Genomic DNA, 18,805 nt, shown 5'->3' with positions numbered 1-18,805 from the left:
CGGCCAGACAGGCGCCCGTCACGAGGCCTACGTAGCCACTACCGATGATCGTCAGGTTCATGTATTACACCTCGGAAAATGGTTGATTCGGAAAACAGCGTCACGCGGGTACTGCCTTGCTTTGCGCGAGCGGTGCTCAGTAGGCGTTGCTGCCCACGAAGCCCTTCCACAGCGTCAGCACGACGATCTTGATGTCGAGCCAGAAGGTCCAGTGCTGCATGTAGTACAGATCGAGTTTCACGCGGCCCATCATCTTTTCGATGCGATCGGTTTCGCCGCGATAACCGTTGATCTGCGCCCAGCCGGTGATGCCCGGCTTGATCCGGTAACGGTGCATGTAGCCCTTCACCAGATCCTTGTAGATGTCGTCGTGTTCGAGTGCGTGCGGGCGCGGACCGACCACCGACATCTCGCCGCGCAGCACGTTGATGAACTGCGGCAGCTCGTCGAGACTGGTGCGCCGCAGGAATGCGCCCACCGCCGTGATGCGCGGATCGCGGCGCGTGGCCTGGGTGATCTTGCCGTGCTCTTCCTTGTGCATCTTCATCGAGCGGAACTTGTAGATCTCGAACTGGTTGCCGTCGATGCCCTTGCGCTTCTGGCGGAAGAACACGGGACCCGGCGAGTTGATCTTCACCGCGGCGGCGATGACCAGCATCACCGGCGCGAGCGCGGTCAGCGCGCCGAGCGCGAACAGCCGGTCGAATACACGCTTGGGCAGGACGCGCAGATCGGTGATCGGCGAAGCGGCCAGGTTGATGGCCGGCACGCCGAGCAGATCGACCATCGGCTGATTGAAGAGCGTCAGGCTGCGCACGTCGGGAATGAAACGGATATTCACGAAGTCGTTGCGCAGGTCCATCACGAAGCGATGAATCTCGCGTTCCTTCGAGATCGGCAAGGCGAGCCAGAGTTCGCGGATCGCGCGTTGACGCAGCATTTGCAGCATGCGCGCGTAGTCGCGCTCGACCGGCACGCCGTCGATCGCCGCGCCCGCGTCGGGGTCTTCGTAGTGGTTGATGGTGCCGTCCTGATCGAACACCACGATCGGCGTGAAGCCGGCTTCCGGACGGCTGCGCATCTGCTCGATCAGGAAGCGTCCATACGGCGCCCCGCCGACGATCGCCACCGCGCGCTGATTGAAACCCTCGCGACGCAGTCCGCGCAGAATCGAATACACGATCACCTTGGTGACGATCAGCAGCACGATGGTGGCGACCGCCCAGTACAGCAGCCAGAGGCGCGACAGACTGTCCGAGCGGTGCAGGCTGAAGCTGATCAGGATGCCGGTGACCTCCACCATCACCCAGCCGCCGGCGACGCGGCACAGCAGGTCGTAGAGCGGCTTGCCGCGCCACGACTGATAGATGCCGAGAGCCGGGAAGAACACCACCACCAGCAGGCAGTCGAACGCGAGCGAGACGCTCTGGATGTCGTCCAGCCACACCAGTTTCCCGCTGTGCACAGCCGTGGCGATAGCCGCGCCGAGCGCGACCATGGCGATGTCGATGATTCTCGATAGAACGCTCAGCATGCGCTGCACCTCAGTTCGTCAGTCAAGTGCCATCCATCCGTTTGTTTGAAAACATTCACGTGCGTCATTAACCGATGCCGCGCACAACGCCGGTATCCGCGTCTTGCCGAACTGCTGCACGACGCGAAACTGTTTGAACCGGTGCTAATTGCGCTGTCATTTCCCACTCTGAAAAAAGCCTGAACGGCCGAGTTGGAAATGTTTGTCGGAATGAGTGAATACCCTTGTACAGGTATAGATAAAGCGATATTAAAATTCGCGCTGCAAGACAGCAAAATATCTCAAATTGTATCGGTCAGAATTTCGGAATTTTTTCTCACTTTTATTCGGCAATTCTTACCTGATTCAGCGTTTGAGCATAGCTTTTCCGCCCTTGATGCGCTGGACGCCAGCCGTTTCTTCGCGTTTGCCTACGATGCTTACGACCTCGTTTCCGTCTCCATTGTGCGACACCGGTTCGCGTAAAAAAATAGCTCGCGATTTTTTTCGGGTAATTTTTCTTTTTTATAAATTCACCGGACATTTTTTCTTCATCTAATCGTTTAATTTTTATTCACGGTTTTATATTCGATTCTATTTAACGCGCTTTTATTGATTCCGGAGTTCGTGATAAAACTCGACGCATTCACCCCAGCCTCGAGGAGTTCACCATGACAGCTCCGGTTACGGCAACGCCCGCCGACACCCGGTCTACGCAAGCTAAGCCCCTGAACGTCAAGCTCAAGGTTCATCCCGTGATTCTGGCGGGAGGCTCCGGTACGCGACTGTGGCCGATGTCGCGCGAGCAGTATCCGAAGCAGTTGATCGGACTGCTCGGTGACGATTCGCTGCTGCAGTCCACCACGCGCCGGCTCGATACGCTCGAAGCCGGCTATCCGCTCGCCGAGCAGCTCGTGGTGGTGGCGAACGAAGAACATCGCTTCACGACCGCCGAGCAACTGCGCACGAGCGGCAAGCAGAGCCGTCTGATTCTCGAACCGGTCGGCCGCGATACGGCACCCGCGCTCACGGTGGCGGCGTTGTCGATTGCCGCCGACAACGAAGACGGCATCATGGCGGTGATGCCCGCCGATCACGCCGTCACCGACATCGACGGCTTTCACGCCGCGGTGGCCGCAGGCGTGCGCCACGCCGCCGCCAATCACATCGTCACGATGGGCATCGTGCCGACGCGTGCCGAAACGGGTTATGGCTATATTCGCATCGGTGCAGCGCTCGATATCACGCCTGGGACACCTGACGAGATTCCGGACGCCTTGTCGGACGCGCCTGCCATCGCCGCGCACAAGCTCGACCGCTTCGTCGAGAAGCCGCACCTCGAACTCGCCCAGCGCTACATCGAATCGCAGGAGTACTGGTGGAACAGCGGCATTTTCATCATGCGCGCGTCCACGTGGCTCAAGGCGATCCGTCACTTCCAGCCGGCCATTCTCGCGGCGTGCGAAGCAGCCATCGCGGGCGGCAAGGCGGACGGCGACTTCTTCCGTCTGCAACGCGAAGCATTTGCCGCATCGCCGTCGAACTCGATCGACTACGCCGTGATGGAACAGCTCGGCAACGATCAGAGCGCGGCGTCGGGCGTCGTGGTGCCGCTCAACGCGGGCTGGTCGGACGTCGGTTCGTGGGACGCGATCTGGGACATCTCCGAGAAAGACAGCGACGACAACGTCGGCCGCGGCCGCGTGATGTTCGAAGGCGCGGCCTCGACCTTCGCTCATTCGGAAGGACGCCTGATTGCCTGCGTGGGTACGCAGGATCTCGTCGTGGTGGAAACGGCAGACGCGATTCTGGTGGCCGACAAATCGCGCGTGCAGGACGTGAAGAAGATCGTGGGACGTATCCGCAACGATGGCGGCCTCGAAGCGGCCAACCATCGCAAGGTGCATCGTCCGTGGGGCAATTACGATTCGGTCGACACGGGCGAGCGTTTTCAGGTGAAACGCATCGTGGTCAAACCGGGCGCGCGTCTCTCGCTGCAAATGCATCATCACCGCGCCGAACACTGGATCGTGGTGCGCGGCACGGCACTCGTCACGCGTGGTGAAGAGCGTTTTATCGTGTCCGAAAACGAATCGGCCTATATTCCGCTCGGCGTCACGCATCGTCTCGAGAACCCGGGCAAGATGCCGCTCGAAATGATCGAGGTGCAGTCGGGCTCGTATCTCGGCGAGGACGATATCGTGCGCTTCGACGACACGTATGGCCGTCAATGAGACATTAGTGGTAATTCACGACGAATGAAGCGGGAACCTGCGGCTGTTGCTCCTGACGGCCGCGGGGTACTGCGATCGACGCTGGATTCTCACTCCGATCCTGTGCGCCGCTGCTCACCCCGCATGGGAGATGAGTTCTGGAAACGACGACGGATAACGGTCAGACGCATTGCCCGATGTACTACCCGATGCATTGCTTTCAGACGATGACGCACCACCAGCCGCGGCAGGCTCGCCAGGATAACGGCGCAGCGGTCCGCGAAACGCATTGAGCGGGCCATGAGCCGGACCGCCGTGACTATGGTGACCGTGACTCGCCGCGACAGGCTCCGGCACGTGACGCATGGCCGGCAACGGACGCGCCACCGGTACGGCGGCCTGATGATCGCTTGCGGCGCGCGTTTGCATGCCGGCCGCGGCTTCTTCCGTGCGGCACTCGCGATCGATCCACTGCCGCGCCCAATCGAGCGCGTACTGCTCCGCTTCGGCGGCCTGCCCGAAACGCGGACCCACCAGACCGGAACGCTCGACGCGCTTGCCGTCTTTCATGATTTCCGCCCACGCGCGATACATCGCGTTAGGCACTTGCTCGGCGGCGACGTAGATCACATAGCCGTACTGGTCGGCGATCTGTGTGCCGCGCGGCGCGAGCGTGGCGGGCAATTGCGCGAGCGGGTCGTCCGGCTGGACATAGGGGTCGTGGCGCGGCTCGTTGTGCCGCGCGTTGCCATACTGATCGAGCGGCCGGTAACGCGCCTGCATGTGCGCTTGATGCTGCGAATCGCGAGCGGCATGAATGGCGGAGTCGAGTCCGTGCATCGCCGCGCCGACCGCGCCTGCCTCGGTCATGTCCAGCATCTCTGCGCGCATTTCCGTGCGCATGACGGGACGCGACGCGGGCGTGCGGGACACCGGCGGCGGTATGTTGGCGAGACCGGACAGCTGACGCGTGATGTCCGCGATCGGATCGGCCGAGCGCCACGCGCCGGCACGGCCCGGCGCGTCGGGCGCCTGCCACGACTCGGGACTCTTCCAGGAGACACCGCGCAACGGCTCCTCGCGAACGCCGGGCGTTTGCGTGACAGGTGCTGCGGGTTTCGCCGCGACGGGCGGTGCCGGTTGCGGCACGTAGGCGAAGGTACGCCCCGTGCCGGATAACAGCCGAACCATGTCGAGAAGCGTGCCGTTCAACTGCCATTCTTCAAAACGGCGCCGGCATGTGGGACCCGACGGATAGCGGCCCGGCAACTTCGACCAGGGCTCTCCGGTTGTCATGATCCACAGGACGGCATTCGCCACGATGCGCGGTTCAGCGCGGGGCCGGCCGCGTCGGTTCAGACGGACGGCCGGCTCGTCGGAGACAAGCGCTTCCAGCAGCGCCCATTCGTCATTGCTTAGCTCATCGTAAAACATTGGGTTCTCCACGCAGCCTGGCCCGGCCGCGGCTTTGGACCGCCACGGATTCATTGTCGATCCGTGTGCAGCCCGCGGTTGCACAAAAATGTTGTGTACGTTCTATTGGGTGGCCAATATCGCACTGGCTTAGTGCGGTTTGTCCCTATTGCGAAGCACAGAACGTGGTCTCACTCGTGCATGGGAGAATTTGTGCACGAAGCATACCATCACCAGGGTTTGCGTGAATATCGTTGAGACAAGTGTTACGGATGGAAACAAACTTGTGCTTTTCGCTGCATCGAATCACTTATTGCCGTAACGGAAGCGATGGTGAATCGCGTGTCGAAAACCGTTATAGAGCGGCAAATCGGCCGGTGATCGGCCGTAAATATTCAATATGAATTTCCCGTTTGAATCGAAATGCAATTCCATGCATTTCGCACGAATTTCGCGTGTCGAAAGTTCGTGTCAGACACAAGCGCGACGTGTTGCGTAACAGCGACTCGCACGGGGTTTGCGCCGTGCCGGGAAGGATGCGAACGCCTCGATCGCCTACGCGATTCGCACTTCCCGCACACGTGTTCATGGCAGCGGCCCGCGCTGTTTCAAACGCGTGCACGCGACGTTTTCAGCGCACCGGATTCGACGCGCCCTCGCCCGCCACGGTCGACCACTCGCGCACTTGCCAGCGCGCCACGAGGCCGGATAACACATACGGGTCGGCTTTCGCGAAGGTTTCAGCCACGGCGGGCGAGTCTGCCTTGAACAGCAATACGGCGGTGTCCACCGGGTCCGCCAGCGCTCCGCCGAGTTGCAGCTCGCCACGATCGGCTGCGGCCCACGCCAGCTTCAGATGCGCGTCGCGATACTGCCCGCGTCGTTCGAGATAGTCGGGCACCAGGTCGTAGATCAGCAGGTAATGCATGGTGAATCTCCTAACGTTGGAAAATGGCGACATGCGAGCGACCTTCCGTTACTCGCCTGCTTTGCCGTGCGATTCGAATAAGGCCGATGACACGGCCGTGCAAGCGCGATGCATGGTCAATATTACTGGCACAGCGAGTGCTGGAATTTTATGCCGATTTTTGATTGAATTTGAATCCCGGTCTATGCGGATTTCATGCTTCATTTCCACTCGTTCCAGTCGATTTTGATTCGGCCCAATTCGCACCCATTTCACTCGGCAATTAATCTGGATTGCATAACATTATTCAACGCGATTCAAACAGGATTTTGGATATCGGAAGCGCTCGAACGCCGTGATCGAGGCCTTCGACGTGCCCCGGCGTTTCATCACCCGAGCCAGGGAAAACGAGCGCAGGCGGCTGTCAACCGGATCGTCTCTTTGTCCGTTCTCGCAGACAGCATTTGCCATAATGGTTATGCCGAGGGGCCCTGGATGCCTTCGACGCCCACGCGCATGAACGATCAAAAAACGTTTTATCCACCGGAGTGTCACATGAAAATCCAATCCGCTATCGCTACGCTGGTGCTGGGTGCTGTCCTCGTTTCGCCGGCGTTCGCACAGAACAGCCAGCAAAGCAAAATGACCGACTGCAACAAGCAGGCGGGCGACAAGAAAGGCGACGACCGCAAAGCCTTCATGAAAACCTGCCTCTCCGCCAAGCCGGCGGCCGCCGCGCCGATGAGCCAGCAGGACAAAATGAAGGCGTGCAACACGCAAGCCACCGGCAAGAAAGGCGACGACCGCAAGGCGTTCATGAAGTCCTGCCTCTCGTCCGCGCCGGCTAACTGAGCGGCTGAGAGCGGCGGCTGACTCCATCAAGTCCACCGCCGCGTGACGACTCGCAGAGCGAGGCGCCTGGCCGTGCGAGCGCGCCCCGGCCACGCTTCGACATACCTGCCTCGAATACAGCCGCGCCGGCTCACGGCGCGGCTTCTGTCCTTCTCCCCCGCCTTGCTGCTTCGCAGAGCGCCCGAGCGCGCCGTTTTTCTTCTATGATGGCTGCGGAGACGGCCCACCCCCATATACAACATTAGACGGGCCGCCATCTTGTCGTTGGTGCTGCAGAGCATCCATCGGAGGCAAGGATGGTATCGAAGCATAAAAACCGCTGGTTGAGGCGGTGGCTGGTCGTCATCGTTTTCTGGGCGGTGCCCGTGGCGATCGTGGCGGTCAACGAAATCCGCGAAGAGATGGCCTATAACGCCGTCGACCTGGATCGCGCGCTGACCACCTGGAACTTCACCGACGCCCAGCGCGCCGCCGGCGCGCCCGCGCGCTGCCACGGCAAGCCGGACGAGGCGCAAGCCGCCGGCTGTCCGGCCGACGTGCTGGCCGCCAATGCGCCGCGCCAGCAGGACGCCCGCAACGAATACAGTATCCGGCGCTCCACGCTCATGGCTTATCTCTGGCACGCATTCGTCGGCTACTGGATCGTGCCGGCCGTCACGCTGTTTCTGATCGGCGCGTTGATCGGCGTGATACGGCGCGTGTTGCGGCGGCCGCCGCCGCCGGTCAAGAGTCCGGTGAACCATGGCTGACCGCGCGCGAGCGTTGCGGCGCATCCCGACGCGCGAGGTGCGGCAGGCCGCTCCGGCACGGAACACCACGGAACACATGACGCAGCGCCGCTCGCAAGGCCCGGTTGCGGCATTCCGGCAACACTTTCAGGCCAGTTTTCGGACGCGTTGTGACGCTCCATAATCGGTAAAAACGGCGCGTCGGACCGTTATTAACCCTGCATGCGCGACGCCCGGCAGGGTCGCGGGCGGCTTCGCAAAATCCCGCGCGAATGCGCTATCCGCGCGCGTTTCAAACCCCTTCATGACCTCGGTCAAAATTACAGGGTGATCCCTTACGAATTCGCGCAAACCCCCGCCGCACAAGGCTTTTCGAGAATCACGAGGAAGGCGCGTTTTACGCTTGCGTGTGATATAACTTAATGGCAGCCCGTCAACACCACCTGAGGTTGCGCCCAGGAACCATGATGGAGAAAAACGATGCAAAGACGAAACTTCATGTTGAAAACCACCGCTGCGCTCGCTTTCGGAGGCCTTGCACTCGCCGGTTGTACCACCAATGGCAGCAACCACGACAACGCCTCCACTGACTCCTCCAAGCGTCAGTCGATCGACGCCAGCGTCGACGGCACCATGTCCCGGCTGTACACCACCGTGAAGGGCTCGCGCGAACTGGTTTCGAAGGCGCGTGGCGTGCTGGTCTTCCCGTCGGTGCTGCAGGCAGGCTTCATCGTCGGTGGTCAGTACGGCGAAGGTTCGCTGCGTGTGGGCGGCGGCACCGTCGGCTATTACAGCACCATCTCCGGCTCGTTCGGCCTGCAGGCCGGCGCGCAGTCGAAGGCCATCATCTTCCTGTTCATGACGCAGGACGCGCTGGACAAATTCCGCAATTCAGACGGCTGGGCGGCAGGCGGCGACGCTTCCGTGGCACTCGTGAAGATGGGCGCGAACGGCGCTATCGACACGACCACGGCTACGGCGCCGGTCGAAGTGTTCGTGCTGACCAACGCCGGTCTGATGGCCGACGTGTCGCTGCAAGGCACCAAGGTCTCGCGTCTGAAGATCTGACGCCGCGCCGCATTCGCGGGGTCTTTGCATCGTGGGCCGCTGCTGGTCCGCCGGGTTCCGCCCGGTGGGCGTAGCGGTCCAGAGGCGGTTTTTGCATGTTCACTGGGCTCCAGCCACGCCTGCGGGATTGTCGGGCTTTCGTCGGGGTGTTGTTTTGGGCTTTCCGATGGCTGCCGCACTTGCGGCAGTGTCCGCGCGGCGCGTCGGCACGACGCCCGGGCCATAAAAAACGGCGATGCGCAACGCACATCGCCGTTCTTTTTTAACGCTGCATTCGTCCTGCGCTTGCAACCTTCAGCAACAATCACCAGCGTTCAAATATCACGCCCTGCAAGGCTTCAGCCGCCCGTCGACGTGTCGATGACCTTGAAGCGCGAGCGCTTCTGCGCACGAATCACCGACTGATACGCGTCCACGTATTGCTGCGCCATGCGGTGCGACGTGAAGCGCTCCTCGAAGCGTCGCCGCACGGCCGCGCGCGACATCTTGTGCAGCCGGTTCACCGCAGCCACCGCACCGATTTCGTCTTCCACGATATAGCCCGTCACCCCATCTTCCAGCACTTCGGGCACCGATCCGCGATTGAACGCGACCACCGGCGTACCGCAAGCCATCGCCTCGATCATCACCAGACCGAACGGCTCCGGCCAGTCGATCGGAAACAGCAGCGCATGCGCGCCCGATAAAAATTCGGCCTTCTGATGATCCGCGATTTCGCCGATGAACTCCACATGCGGCAAATCCAGCAACGGACGGATATCGCGCTCGAAATACTCGCGGTCGGCGGCATCGACCTTCGCGGCGATGCGGATCGTCATGCCGCAACGCTCGGCAATCCGAATGGCCGTATCGACGCGTTTTTCCGGCGATATGCGGCCGAGAAACGCGAGGTAGGTCTGCTGGACCGGTTGCGGCGTGTAGAGATTTTCCGGCAGCCCGTGATAAACGGTGGTCAGCCATCTGGCCTGCGGCAACGGATGACGTTGCGAGTTCGAAATGGAAATGACCGGCGCCGTGTTGAACGTGTCGAAGACAGGCTGCTGCTCGGGCAAATCGAGCCGGCCGTGCATGGTCGTGACGAACGGCGTGTCCTGACGTTTGAAGACCGAGAACGAGTAATAGTCGAGGTGAAAGTGCAGGACGTCGAATTCTTCGGCGCGGCGCCGCACGAGTTCCATCAGCAGCATATGAGGCGCGACGCGATCGCGGATCCCGGGGTCCAGCCGCAGCGCGCGCGGCCACACCGCCTCGAGCTTCGCACTCGTGACCGAGTCGCCGCTCGCGAACAGCGTCACGTCGTGACCCAGGTCCACCAGCGCCTCGGTGATATACGAAACGACGCGCTCCGTCCCGCCATACAGCTTCGGCGGCACCGATTCGGTCAAAGGGGCGATCTGCGCAATCTTCATATTGTGTCTCCGTTGACTGACGGCTTGCGCCTGCGGCGGTGCACGTCAGCGGCGCTGAGTATGACAGTGCCACCCTCTTCCAGCAACGCGCGCGCCACCCGGACACACGCGCCAGTGCGCCGTTCGTGCGCCACCGATGGCGGTCGTCAAAACTCATTATTCATCAGCCTGCCGGCAAAATCCCCCGGCCTTGCAATTCATGCGAGCTGTTACATTCAGCTTACATACAGCGGTGTGCCGTTCGCCGCATGAACGCGCGGCGCTACCTGGCCGGCCATTTCCACGCCGGCAGATCGCGCTCGTCGGCGTCGGCAATGCGCGTGGCGCCGAAATGTTTTTCCAGCACGATCGACTGGCTGTCCGGCTCGCGCTCCAGTGCGGCGATCAGACGCGCCGCGTGCGACACCACGAGCACCTGCGAATGCGCCGCCGCGCGCGCGATCAGACGGCCGAGCGGCGGCAGCAGATCGGGATGCAGACTGGTTTCCGGTTCGTTGAGCACGAGCAGCGCGGGCGGACGCGGCGTGAGCAAGGCGGCCACCAGCAGGAGATAACGCAAGGTGCCGTCCGAGAGTTCGGCGCCCTTGAGTGGGCGCAGCAGGCCGTGCTGCTGCATCGTCACTTCGAAGCGGCCGTCCTGGGTAGCGATGTCGATGCTCGAACCGGGAAAGGCGTCGTCGATGGCAGCGTCGAGCGCGGCCGGATCGCCGATTTCGCGGATGGTCTGCAACGCGGCGGCGAGGTCCGCGCCGTCGTTCGACAAAACCGGCGTGTGCGTGCCGATCTGCGGCAGACGCGCCGCGGCGTCGGCGTCCGTGCGGAAGTGGTCGTAAAAGCGCCACGAGCGGATCTGCTCGCGCACGGTGATCATCTCCGGCGCGGTTCGCGGGTCGGAAAACTCCGTCATCATGCTGTCGAAACTCGCGACCGACTGGGCGATGGTCTGCCACTCGCCGTGCTCGTCGCGCGTGCGCAGCGCGGCGCCGTGACGTTCCACCAGCAAGGCCGAGGGCCGCAAAACCGGGCCGCTCCAGATGCTTTCGCGCTTGATGGTGGGATCGAGCGGAAAGCGCGTCACGCGATCGAGCGGCGGCAGACCGAGGTCGATCGCGTAGCCGAATTGCTCGCCCGAAAAACCGAGCCGCAAGCTCACCGGCTCTTTGCGACGCAACGGTTGGACTGGATGCTCGCCCTCCAGCACCGCACGCGAAAAACGCTCGGGACCGGCCCACAAGGTGGACTGCAAGCCACCCTCGCGCGCCAGCGAGACGATCACGCCGCCGCGCGCGGTTTCGGCCAGCAACCGCAACGCGCGATAGACGCTCGACTTGCCACTGCCATTGGCGCCGGTGATCACGTTCAGCCTGCCGAGCGGCACGATCAGATCGCGCAAGGAGCGATACCCCGCAATGGCGAGCGTGCTCAGCATGACGGCCTCCGCTCGCGAACGCCCCACTTGCTGGTATTCAGAACCGCCATTACCGATGCCCGCCGCCCTTGCCCGGCTTCTGCACCGGCACGCTGCGCAGATCGCGCAGGAACGTGTCGCGCCACACGCCCAGATCGTTCTTGCGCAAGGCCGCCATATTGATCTCGTGACGCCGCTGGCGCGCGTCGAGCGGCATCTGCAAGGCGCGCTGCAAGGCTTCGCACATGCCGATAGCGTCGTGCGGATTGACCAGCAGCGCGCCGGTCAACTCGGCCGCCGCGCCCGCGAACATGGACAGCACGAGCACGCCGGGATCGTCGGGATTCTGCGCGGCCACGTATTCTTTGGCGACCAGGTTCATGCCGTCGTGCAGCGGCGTGACGAAGCCGATCTGCGATTCGCGAAACAGCGACATCAGCTTCCACCGGTCGTATTGCTGGTTCAGATAACGGATCGGCGTGTAGTCGAGACCCGAGTAGCGGCCGTTGATACGCCCCGCTTCGTATTCGAGATCCTGGCGGATCTTCTGGTAGGTGGCGACGTCCGAGCGCGTGGGCGGCGCAATCTGCACCAGCGTGACATTGCCGCGCCATTCCGGCGAGCGCTCCAGCAGTTGCTCGAAGGCCCGAAACCGTTCGACCAGCCCCTTCGAATAGTCCAGCCGGTCGACGCTCATGATGAGCTTGCGGCCTTCCAGGCTCTGCTTCAGGTCGAGCACATGCTGACGGCTCTCGTAGCGCTTGGCCTGCTCGGCGATTTCGTCGGGGAACACGCCGATCCGGTAGACACCCGTGCGCAGCTTGCGGCCGAACGCTTCCACTTGCCCGTCCGCGCTGACCGTGCCGCGCGCATGGCGCACCACGTAGTCTTTAAATGCTTCTTCGTCGGTGGCGGTCTGAAAACCGAGCAGGTCGTAGCACGACAGCGACTTGACCAGCTCTTCGTGCGGCGGAATGTTGAGCAGAATCTGCGGCGCGGGAAACGGAATGTGCAGGAAGAACCCGATCCGGTTCGTGATGCCTTCGTTGCGCAACGCTTCGGCGAACGGGATGAGGTGGTAGTCGTGAATCCAGATCACGTCGTCGGGTTCGAGCAGCTTGATGAGCTTGTGCGCGAGCCACGCGTTCACGCGCCGGTAGCCGGCATATTCTTCGCGCTCGTAGCGCGCGAGGTCGTTGCGATAGTGGAACACCGGCCATAGCGTGGCATTCGAAAATCCGCGGTAGTACTGGTCGTAATCCTTGCGCGTCAGGCCCACGGTCGCGAAGGTGACCGCGCCGTCCTGCTCCAGCGTCGGCCCGGCATTGGCGACGGTTTCGCTCACCACGTCGCCGCTCCAGCCGAACCAGACGCCGCCCGCATCCTTGAGCGCGCCGAACACGCCCACCGCGAGTCCGCCCGCCGACCCTTTGGTCTCCGTCGGCGTTGCGACGCGATTCGACACGACGATCAATCGGCCCATGTTTCATGTCCTCCAGGTTGCGCGGCGCGGGCCGCGTCAAAGCGGGACCCGCGCCAGTTTTCCGTTCACGTGGACTGTTCGACCGCTTTGGTGCCCGATCAGTTGCACCGATCTGCACGCCGATTCTGCCCGCTCGCTACGCGTTCTCGGTGACTTTGCGGGCGCTCTCGCGGGCTTGCGGACGTCCGACGCGGCTCGCCACCGGGTCGGCCTCGGTGTGCGCGGCCGTGCTGCCGGCCGGCGTCTGATCGCCGCGCGGCACCCAGGCGAGCGGCTCGCCCTTGACGTTTTCGAGTTCCGCCGACACCTCGGCGCGTGCGCGCGGCAGGTACTGCGGATAATTCTGCTGGATGAAGTCGAGCAGTCCTTCGCGCACGCGGCAACGCAAGTCCCAGTTCAGGCCCGAATCGAGCGAGCTGACCAGCGCGCGCAGCTGCATCGAGCGCTCGGTGCCGTCGGTGACTTGCAGCACCTGCACGCGCCGATCCCATTCCGGCGCGCTCTCGACGATACGCGCCAGTTCTTCGCGCAAGGGCGCGAGCGGCATGCGGTAGTCGACGTAAAGAAACACGGTGCCGATGATCTGCGAACTGCTGCGGGTCCAGTTCGAAAACGGATTTTCGATGAACCATTGCAGCGGCACGATCAGCCGCCGCTGGTCCCACAGACGCACCGACACGTAGGTGCCGGTGATTTCCTCGATACGCCCCCACTCGCCCTGGATGACGACCACGTCGTCGAGGCGGATGGGTTGCGAGAGCGCGATCTGCAAACCGGCGATCAGATTGCCGAGCACCGGTCGCGCCGCGATACCCGCGACCAGACCGGCCACACCCGCCGACGCCAGCAGGCTCGCGCCGATCTGCCGGACATTCGGGAAGGTCATCAAGGCGCCGCCCACGCCGACGATCACGATCACCAGCATCACCGTGCGCGCCAGCACGCGCGCCTGGGTGTGGATGCGGCGGGCGTGCAGATTGTCGGCGGTGTCGAGCGGATGCGCCTGCACGATCGCCTCGCCGATGGCCGCCGCCGAGCGCACCGAAAGCCACGTGATGCCGCCGATCAGCGCGATTGCCGCCGCGTCGCGCAGCGGTCCGATGAAGTTGAGCGTGTCCGGCGCTTCCCAGCCGATCGCTTCCAGCGCGAGGATCACGAGCACGAACAGCGAGGGCTTGTCGATGTAGCGCAAGACGACGCTGGTGAGCGGATAAGGACGCGCGATACGCGTCACGATTCGCGCGCCGACGCGATGGACGCCCATGGCGAGCAGCACGGCGATGGCCGAGACCGCGAGCGCGCCCAGCCAGCTATGCAGCGGCGCTTCGGCAATCCGGCTGAGTTCGTCGAGAGTTGGCATGGAAGACGTTTCCTCGTGGCTGGCGGGTGAACGAAGCGGCGAACAGAACGCCGAAGCTGAAACCCGCGACGTGAAGCGCGGGCGGCGCACTGCGGCGCCTTCGGAGATGCAATTGGGGCTGGCCGATGAAGGCTCGAAGCCGCGTCGGACGCTGCGGCCGGCCTCGACAGGAAACCAGCACAGTGTCCCGATGCGCCGGTATGTCACGCGGTTACTGGCTCGGGCGGGACGATGTTCACGCGGCACTCAAACTCTGCCGGAATGCTGCTTGAGCGCTACGTGGGCGCTACCTGAGCGCTACCTGAGCGACGCATAAGCAGACTATAGGCGGACAATAAGCGGACTATAAGCGCCTCGAGCGGCGCATTGCGTGACACGTCCGTTGACGCTCGATGCGCCCGCTCACGCACAAACCTGCCGGCACGCCACGGCCGCAAAACAAGGCACGACGGACCGACGCATCGATTCGTCAATGGCGAGCCCGCGACGGGTCCGGCAACCGGACCCGCTGAACCCGCGCGCGGGACTAGTTACCGCTCTTGCAGGGAAAGGCCTTGCCCAGACCCAGCGAGATCGCCGTACTCGCGTTATAGCCCGCGACGATCGGATTTTCCGCGATGTACTTGCGCACCGCGTCGGTGAGCTGCGCCGAACGCGCGTCTTGCGGCAAGCAGAAATACTGGCCGACGCGCGGCCCAGTGGTGCCGCCGATCGCGTCGATCGTGTTGAAGATGCCGTCGGCGGCGCCTTCGATATAGGCCGCGCAGGCGCTGCGCGAAGCTACATCGGTTTTCGTGCACAGCTTGTTGAGGTCGCCTCCCGTAAACGCGAATGCCGAAAGCGGTGCGGCAAGCGCGCTGGCGAAAATCAAAGCCCGCAGCATGGTGTTCCTTTCCAGGGTCGTTTATCGGGCGGTCTTGCGCCGCGTCCGGGCGGCACGCCAACACGGCGCGCCAATATCGTCATTCTGCACTGTTTTGCGAACCGGCAGTCGTGCCGGCGTACGCTATCTTCAGGCAAATTTCAGGGCGCCCCGCCATCTATGCCGATGGCCGCCTGCGCCCGGAGCGAAACAGCCGCGAGCCGGTGGCCACCGGCTCGTCGGCTTGCTTCGCGAATACTTCACTTCTGCGTCACTTCTGCGGCATCTGCTGCAGACGCGCCGTCAGGCCTTCCACCACGTCCGGCTCCTTGTACGTCTTGGCGAAGTCGAGCGCGGTCATGCCGATCTGGTTCTTGACGGTCAGATCCGCGCCGTTGTCCAGCAGCAGCTTGACCGTCGACACATGACCGCCGCGCGCGGCCATCATCAGCGGCGTCGTGCCGTTCGGCGAGCCCGCGTCGACATAGGCCGAATGGTCGAGCAGCACTTTCACCACGTCGTCGTGACCGTTTGCGGCGGCGTAGTGCAGCGGCGCCCAGCCGTGCTTGTTGACCTCGGCATCCTTGGCGATCAGCAGGTTGACGAAGTCGAGGTCGCCGTTCAGCGCCGCCATCATCATGGCGTTTTCGCCGGCTTTGTCCTGGATTTCGATGTTGGTCTTCGGATTCGCGACGAGGGCCGCGCCCACTTTGTCGGACTTCTCGCGCGCCGCGATCACCAGCAGCGGATAGCCCTGATTGTCGACGCTATTCGGGTCCATGCCCTTGGCGAGCAGTTTGTTGACGCCGTCGACGTCGTCGAACTTGACGGACTTGATCAGCGAATCGATCGGCGCGGCCTGCGCCGTGCTGGCGAAGAGCGAAGCGAACGCGGCGCACACCAGCGCGGCATTCATCGCGACCCGCGAAACACGGCGGCGTGCCGCGCCAGCCGTGGTTTGCACGGCAGACGTCGCGGAGAAAATCGAAATCGGATTCATCATCATATTTTGCTTTAGGAAACTTCCCTATCCTTTTGATATTTCTCGACTTTACGACTCAGACGCTCGCGGGCGCAGGAATCTTGAAGAGCCGGAAAAAGTTTTGTGTCGTCGCGGCGGCCAGCGCCGTATCCGGCATGTCGCGTTGTTGTGCGATGAAGCGTCCGACATAACTTACGTACGCAGGTTCATTAGGCTTGCCGCGATACGGCACCGGCGCGAGGTACGGCGAGTCGGTCTCGATCAGCAGACGGTCGAGCGGTACGCGCCGCGCCACGTCCTGCACGTCCACCGCGCTCTTGAAGGTCACGATGCCCGACAGCGAAATGTAAAAATTTTGCGCCAGCGCCTGCTCGGCGATTGCCCACGGCTCTGTGAAGCAATGCATCACACCGCCGGGCTCGCTCGCGCGCTCTTCGGCCATGATGCGCAGCGTGTCTTCCGAGGACGAGCGCGTGTGGATGATCAGCGGCTTTTTCGTCGCGTGCGCGGCGCGAATGTGGGTGCGGAAACGCTCGCGCTGCCATTCCATGTCGGCAATCGAGCGGCCTTCCAGCCGGTAGTAGTCGAGTCCGGTCTCGCCGATCGCCACCACTTTCGGGTGTGCGGCCAGTTCGACCAGTTCGGCAAGGCTCGGCTCGCGCATGTCCTCGTGATCCGGATGCACGCCGACGGACGCATACACGTTCTCGTGCCGGCTGGCGATGTCCAGCACCGACGGCAGGGTCTCCAGATCGACCGAAACGCACAGCGCATGCGTGACCGAATGGCTGCGCATGTTCTCGAGCACCTGCGGCAGGCGGTCGGCGAGTCCTTCGAAGTTGATATGGCAGTGCGAGTCGACAAACATGGTGAATCCTGCAGGTTGAGGCCGATGAGCCCGTCGGGGCTCGGGTCAGGCAAAACGCCGGGACAAAGGCAGATCAGGCCGCCGCGGCGTCGAGTCGTTTGCCGACGATGATCAGATCGCGCTCCACGCCGTCCAGCACCGCGACGCGCGGCAGCGAGCCCCAGGTGTCGAAGCCGAAGCCGCGGAACAGGCGCAGGCTTGCATCATTGTGGCCGAAGATGAATCCGAGCACGGTGTCGATCCCGAGCGACGGCGCGACTTCCAGCGACGCCGCCAGCAGGCGCTTGCCGAGGCCCTTGCCACGCGCGCTTTCGTCGAGATAGATGCTGACTTCGGCCGTGCGCAGATAGGCCGGGCGACCGTAAAAATCCGAAAAGCTCAGCCACGCGATCACGCGGCCGGGCGCATCTTCGTCTTCCACCACCCACAGCGGGCGTTTTTGCGGACCGTGGGCGTGAAACCAGGCGAGACGACTTTCGACGCTGACCGGTTCGAGGTCCGCGGTGACTTGCCGCGACGGCACAGTGGAGTTATAGATGGCGACGATCGCGGGCAGGTCGTCGAGTGTGGCATCGCGGTAGGAAAGGCTCATGGCGGTTCGAACGTAAAAAATGGGAGGCAGGAACTCGGGGAAAACGGCCGCCCTGAGCTTCGGGCAGCCGGCGTGGCGCCATGCCACTCAGAAGCAGGACAAAGGCTTAAGCGAACAACTCGCGATAGCCGATAAACAGTTCTTCAAACACAAGGCGCGCATTCAGCGGATGGTTTTCGACGGCACGCTGGCGCGTCACCGTGCGCATGAAGCGGGCGAACGCGCTGGCGTCGGCCTGCGACGCGCATCGTACGAGTGCCGCCGACGCCTGCGGGAAATAGCGCGGCGCACCCGCGGTGCGCTGCGCGAGCAGATCGTACATCCAGCGCTGCAGCCAGCCCAGCACCAGCGGCACCGGCAGCTTCTGCAGCGCCTCGCCGCAGGCGAACGCGTCGCAGCCCGGACCGGCCGCCAGTTGCTTGAGCGTCCAGTCGCGAAGCGCGCGGTTTTCGTCGCTCGCCAGCGCGAGGGCCGCGAGTGGCGCGCCGCCGGCTTCCGCCAGCAACGCGGGAGCGTCGGCCACGCCTTGCGCGGCGAGCCAGGCCGTGGCCGCTTGCGGCGACGGCAGGCTCATCGGCCACTGGCGGCAGCGGCTGATGATGGTGGGCAGCAGCCGGTCGATGCGCGCCGACACCATCAGGAACACGACACCGGCCGGCGGTTCTTCGAGCGTCTTGAGCAAGGCGTTGGCCGCGGCGATATTCAGCGCCTCGGCCGGATACAGCACGACCACCCGCGCGCCGCCCCGATGCGAGCCCACGCCGACGAAATCGAGCAGACCGCGAATCTGCTCGATCTTGATTTCCTTGCTGGGCGCGCGCGTTTTCTTGCCCTCGTCGCCGTCGGATTTGTCGGCTTTTTCATCCGCCGCGCCGCCGACACCCGCTTCCGCGGCGAGCGCTTCCGGCACCACGATCCGGTAGTCGGGGTGATTGCCTTGCAGAAACCAGGTGCAAGCCGCGCAGGTGCCGCACGGCTCGCCGTTGGGCTTCTGCGATTCGCACAGCAGCCCCTGCGCCAGATGCTGCGCGAAGCGCAACTTGCCGATGCCCGCTTGCCCGTGCAGCAGCAGCGCATGCGGCCAATGCCCGCGCAATTGCTGCAGGCGGCTCCAGTCGTCGGCTTGCCACGGATAAATCATGTTTTC

At 63.2% G+C, this 18,805-nt stretch carries 17 protein-coding genes; 5 read left to right on the top strand and 12 right to left on the bottom strand.

Going from position 1 to position 18,805, the window contains the following annotated elements; translation table 11 throughout:
* Positions 1 to 136 precede the first annotated feature (136 nt).
* The gene (locus P3T18_RS19525; RefSeq protein WP_429301580.1) at positions 137 to 1,534 is read right to left on the bottom strand and encodes an undecaprenyl-phosphate glucose phosphotransferase; all 1,398 of its coding nucleotides are present in this window, start codon (positions 1,532 to 1,534) and stop codon (positions 137 to 139) included.
* 198 nt (positions 1,535 to 1,732) lie between these two features.
* On the opposite strand from P3T18_RS19525, the gene P3T18_RS19520 reads away from it, so the two are divergent.
* Together P3T18_RS19520 and P3T18_RS19515 are read left to right on the top strand one after the other, a co-directional pair.
* Positions 1,733 to 1,999, top strand: coding sequence for a hypothetical protein (locus tag P3T18_RS19520; protein ID WP_429301579.1), 267 nt, complete (start codon positions 1,733 to 1,735; stop codon positions 1,997 to 1,999).
* Positions 2,000 to 2,184: 185 nt separating this feature from the next.
* The gene (locus P3T18_RS19515; protein WP_429301578.1) at positions 2,185 to 3,747 is read left to right on the top strand and encodes a mannose-1-phosphate guanylyltransferase/mannose-6-phosphate isomerase; all 1,563 of its coding nucleotides are present in this window, start codon (positions 2,185 to 2,187) and stop codon (positions 3,745 to 3,747) included.
* Positions 3,748 to 3,861: 114 nt separating this feature from the next.
* Here P3T18_RS19515 and P3T18_RS19510 read toward each other — a convergent pair whose 3' ends face one another.
* On the bottom strand, positions 3,862 to 5,160 hold the full coding sequence (locus tag P3T18_RS19510) for a transposase (RefSeq protein WP_429301577.1): 1,299 nt from the start codon (positions 5,158 to 5,160) through the stop codon (positions 3,862 to 3,864).
* A gap of 610 nt (positions 5,161 to 5,770) precedes the next feature.
* The gene (locus P3T18_RS19505; RefSeq protein WP_429301576.1) at positions 5,771 to 6,067 is read right to left on the bottom strand and encodes a YciI-like protein; all 297 of its coding nucleotides are present in this window, start codon (positions 6,065 to 6,067) and stop codon (positions 5,771 to 5,773) included.
* Between the two features lie 534 nt (positions 6,068 to 6,601).
* Between P3T18_RS19505 and P3T18_RS19500 the strand changes: the two genes are divergently transcribed.
* From P3T18_RS19500 to P3T18_RS19490, 3 genes are all read left to right on the top strand, one after another.
* Positions 6,602 to 6,898: a PsiF family protein gene (locus tag P3T18_RS19500; protein ID WP_429301604.1), complete on the top strand. Its 297-nt coding sequence runs from the start codon at positions 6,602 to 6,604 to the stop codon at positions 6,896 to 6,898.
* Between the two features lie 296 nt (positions 6,899 to 7,194).
* Positions 7,195 to 7,647, top strand: coding sequence for a hypothetical protein (locus P3T18_RS19495; protein ID WP_429301575.1), 453 nt, complete (start codon positions 7,195 to 7,197; stop codon positions 7,645 to 7,647).
* Between the two features lie 459 nt (positions 7,648 to 8,106).
* A complete protein-coding gene (locus P3T18_RS19490) occupies positions 8,107 to 8,694 on the top strand; it encodes a BPSL1445 family SYLF domain-containing lipoprotein (RefSeq protein WP_429301574.1) in 588 nt (195 codons plus the stop codon).
* A 338-nt stretch (positions 8,695 to 9,032) separates the two neighbouring features.
* On the opposite strand, the gene P3T18_RS19485 is transcribed toward P3T18_RS19490, so the two are convergent.
* The 9 genes from P3T18_RS19485 to P3T18_RS19445 form a co-directional block, all read right to left on the bottom strand.
* On the bottom strand, positions 9,033 to 10,103 hold the full coding sequence (locus tag P3T18_RS19485; protein ID WP_429301573.1) for a glycosyltransferase family 4 protein: 1,071 nt from the start codon (positions 10,101 to 10,103) through the stop codon (positions 9,033 to 9,035).
* Between the two features lie 262 nt (positions 10,104 to 10,365).
* On the bottom strand, positions 10,366 to 11,532 hold the full coding sequence (locus P3T18_RS19480) for an AAA family ATPase (RefSeq protein WP_429301572.1): 1,167 nt from the start codon (positions 11,530 to 11,532) through the stop codon (positions 10,366 to 10,368).
* Positions 11,533 to 11,581: 49 nt separating this feature from the next.
* On the bottom strand, positions 11,582 to 12,994 hold the full coding sequence (gene otsA / locus P3T18_RS19475) for an alpha,alpha-trehalose-phosphate synthase (UDP-forming) (protein ID WP_429301571.1): 1,413 nt from the start codon (positions 12,992 to 12,994) through the stop codon (positions 11,582 to 11,584).
* A 136-nt stretch (positions 12,995 to 13,130) separates the two neighbouring features.
* The gene (locus tag P3T18_RS19470; RefSeq protein ID WP_429301570.1) at positions 13,131 to 14,354 is read right to left on the bottom strand and encodes a mechanosensitive ion channel family protein; all 1,224 of its coding nucleotides are present in this window, start codon (positions 14,352 to 14,354) and stop codon (positions 13,131 to 13,133) included.
* Positions 14,355 to 14,880: 526 nt separating this feature from the next.
* Complete coding sequence (locus P3T18_RS19465) at positions 14,881 to 15,237, bottom strand: Rap1a/Tai family immunity protein (protein ID WP_429301569.1); 357 nt, start codon at positions 15,235 to 15,237, stop codon at positions 14,881 to 14,883.
* A gap of 250 nt (positions 15,238 to 15,487) precedes the next feature.
* Positions 15,488 to 16,216: an ankyrin repeat domain-containing protein gene (locus tag P3T18_RS19460; RefSeq protein ID WP_429301603.1), complete on the bottom strand. Its 729-nt coding sequence runs from the start codon at positions 16,214 to 16,216 to the stop codon at positions 15,488 to 15,490.
* A gap of 58 nt (positions 16,217 to 16,274) precedes the next feature.
* Positions 16,275 to 17,066: a TatD family hydrolase gene (locus tag P3T18_RS19455; protein WP_429301568.1), complete on the bottom strand. Its 792-nt coding sequence runs from the start codon at positions 17,064 to 17,066 to the stop codon at positions 16,275 to 16,277.
* A gap of 73 nt (positions 17,067 to 17,139) precedes the next feature.
* Entirely contained in the window at positions 17,140 to 17,658 is a 519-nt protein-coding gene (locus P3T18_RS19450) for an N-acetyltransferase family protein (protein ID WP_429301567.1), read from the bottom strand.
* Between the two features lie 106 nt (positions 17,659 to 17,764).
* Complete coding sequence (locus P3T18_RS19445) at positions 17,765 to 18,799, bottom strand: DNA polymerase III subunit delta' (RefSeq protein ID WP_429301566.1); 1,035 nt, start codon at positions 18,797 to 18,799, stop codon at positions 17,765 to 17,767.
* Positions 18,800 to 18,805: the final 6 nt, after the last annotated feature.

This window comes from Paraburkholderia sp. GAS199, from assembly GCF_050436585.1.
Lineage (GTDB): Bacteria > Pseudomonadota > Gammaproteobacteria > Burkholderiales > Burkholderiaceae > Paraburkholderia.
Note: the sequence above shows the minus strand (reverse complement) of the source record. Positions and strands in the feature narration are given on the sequence as shown.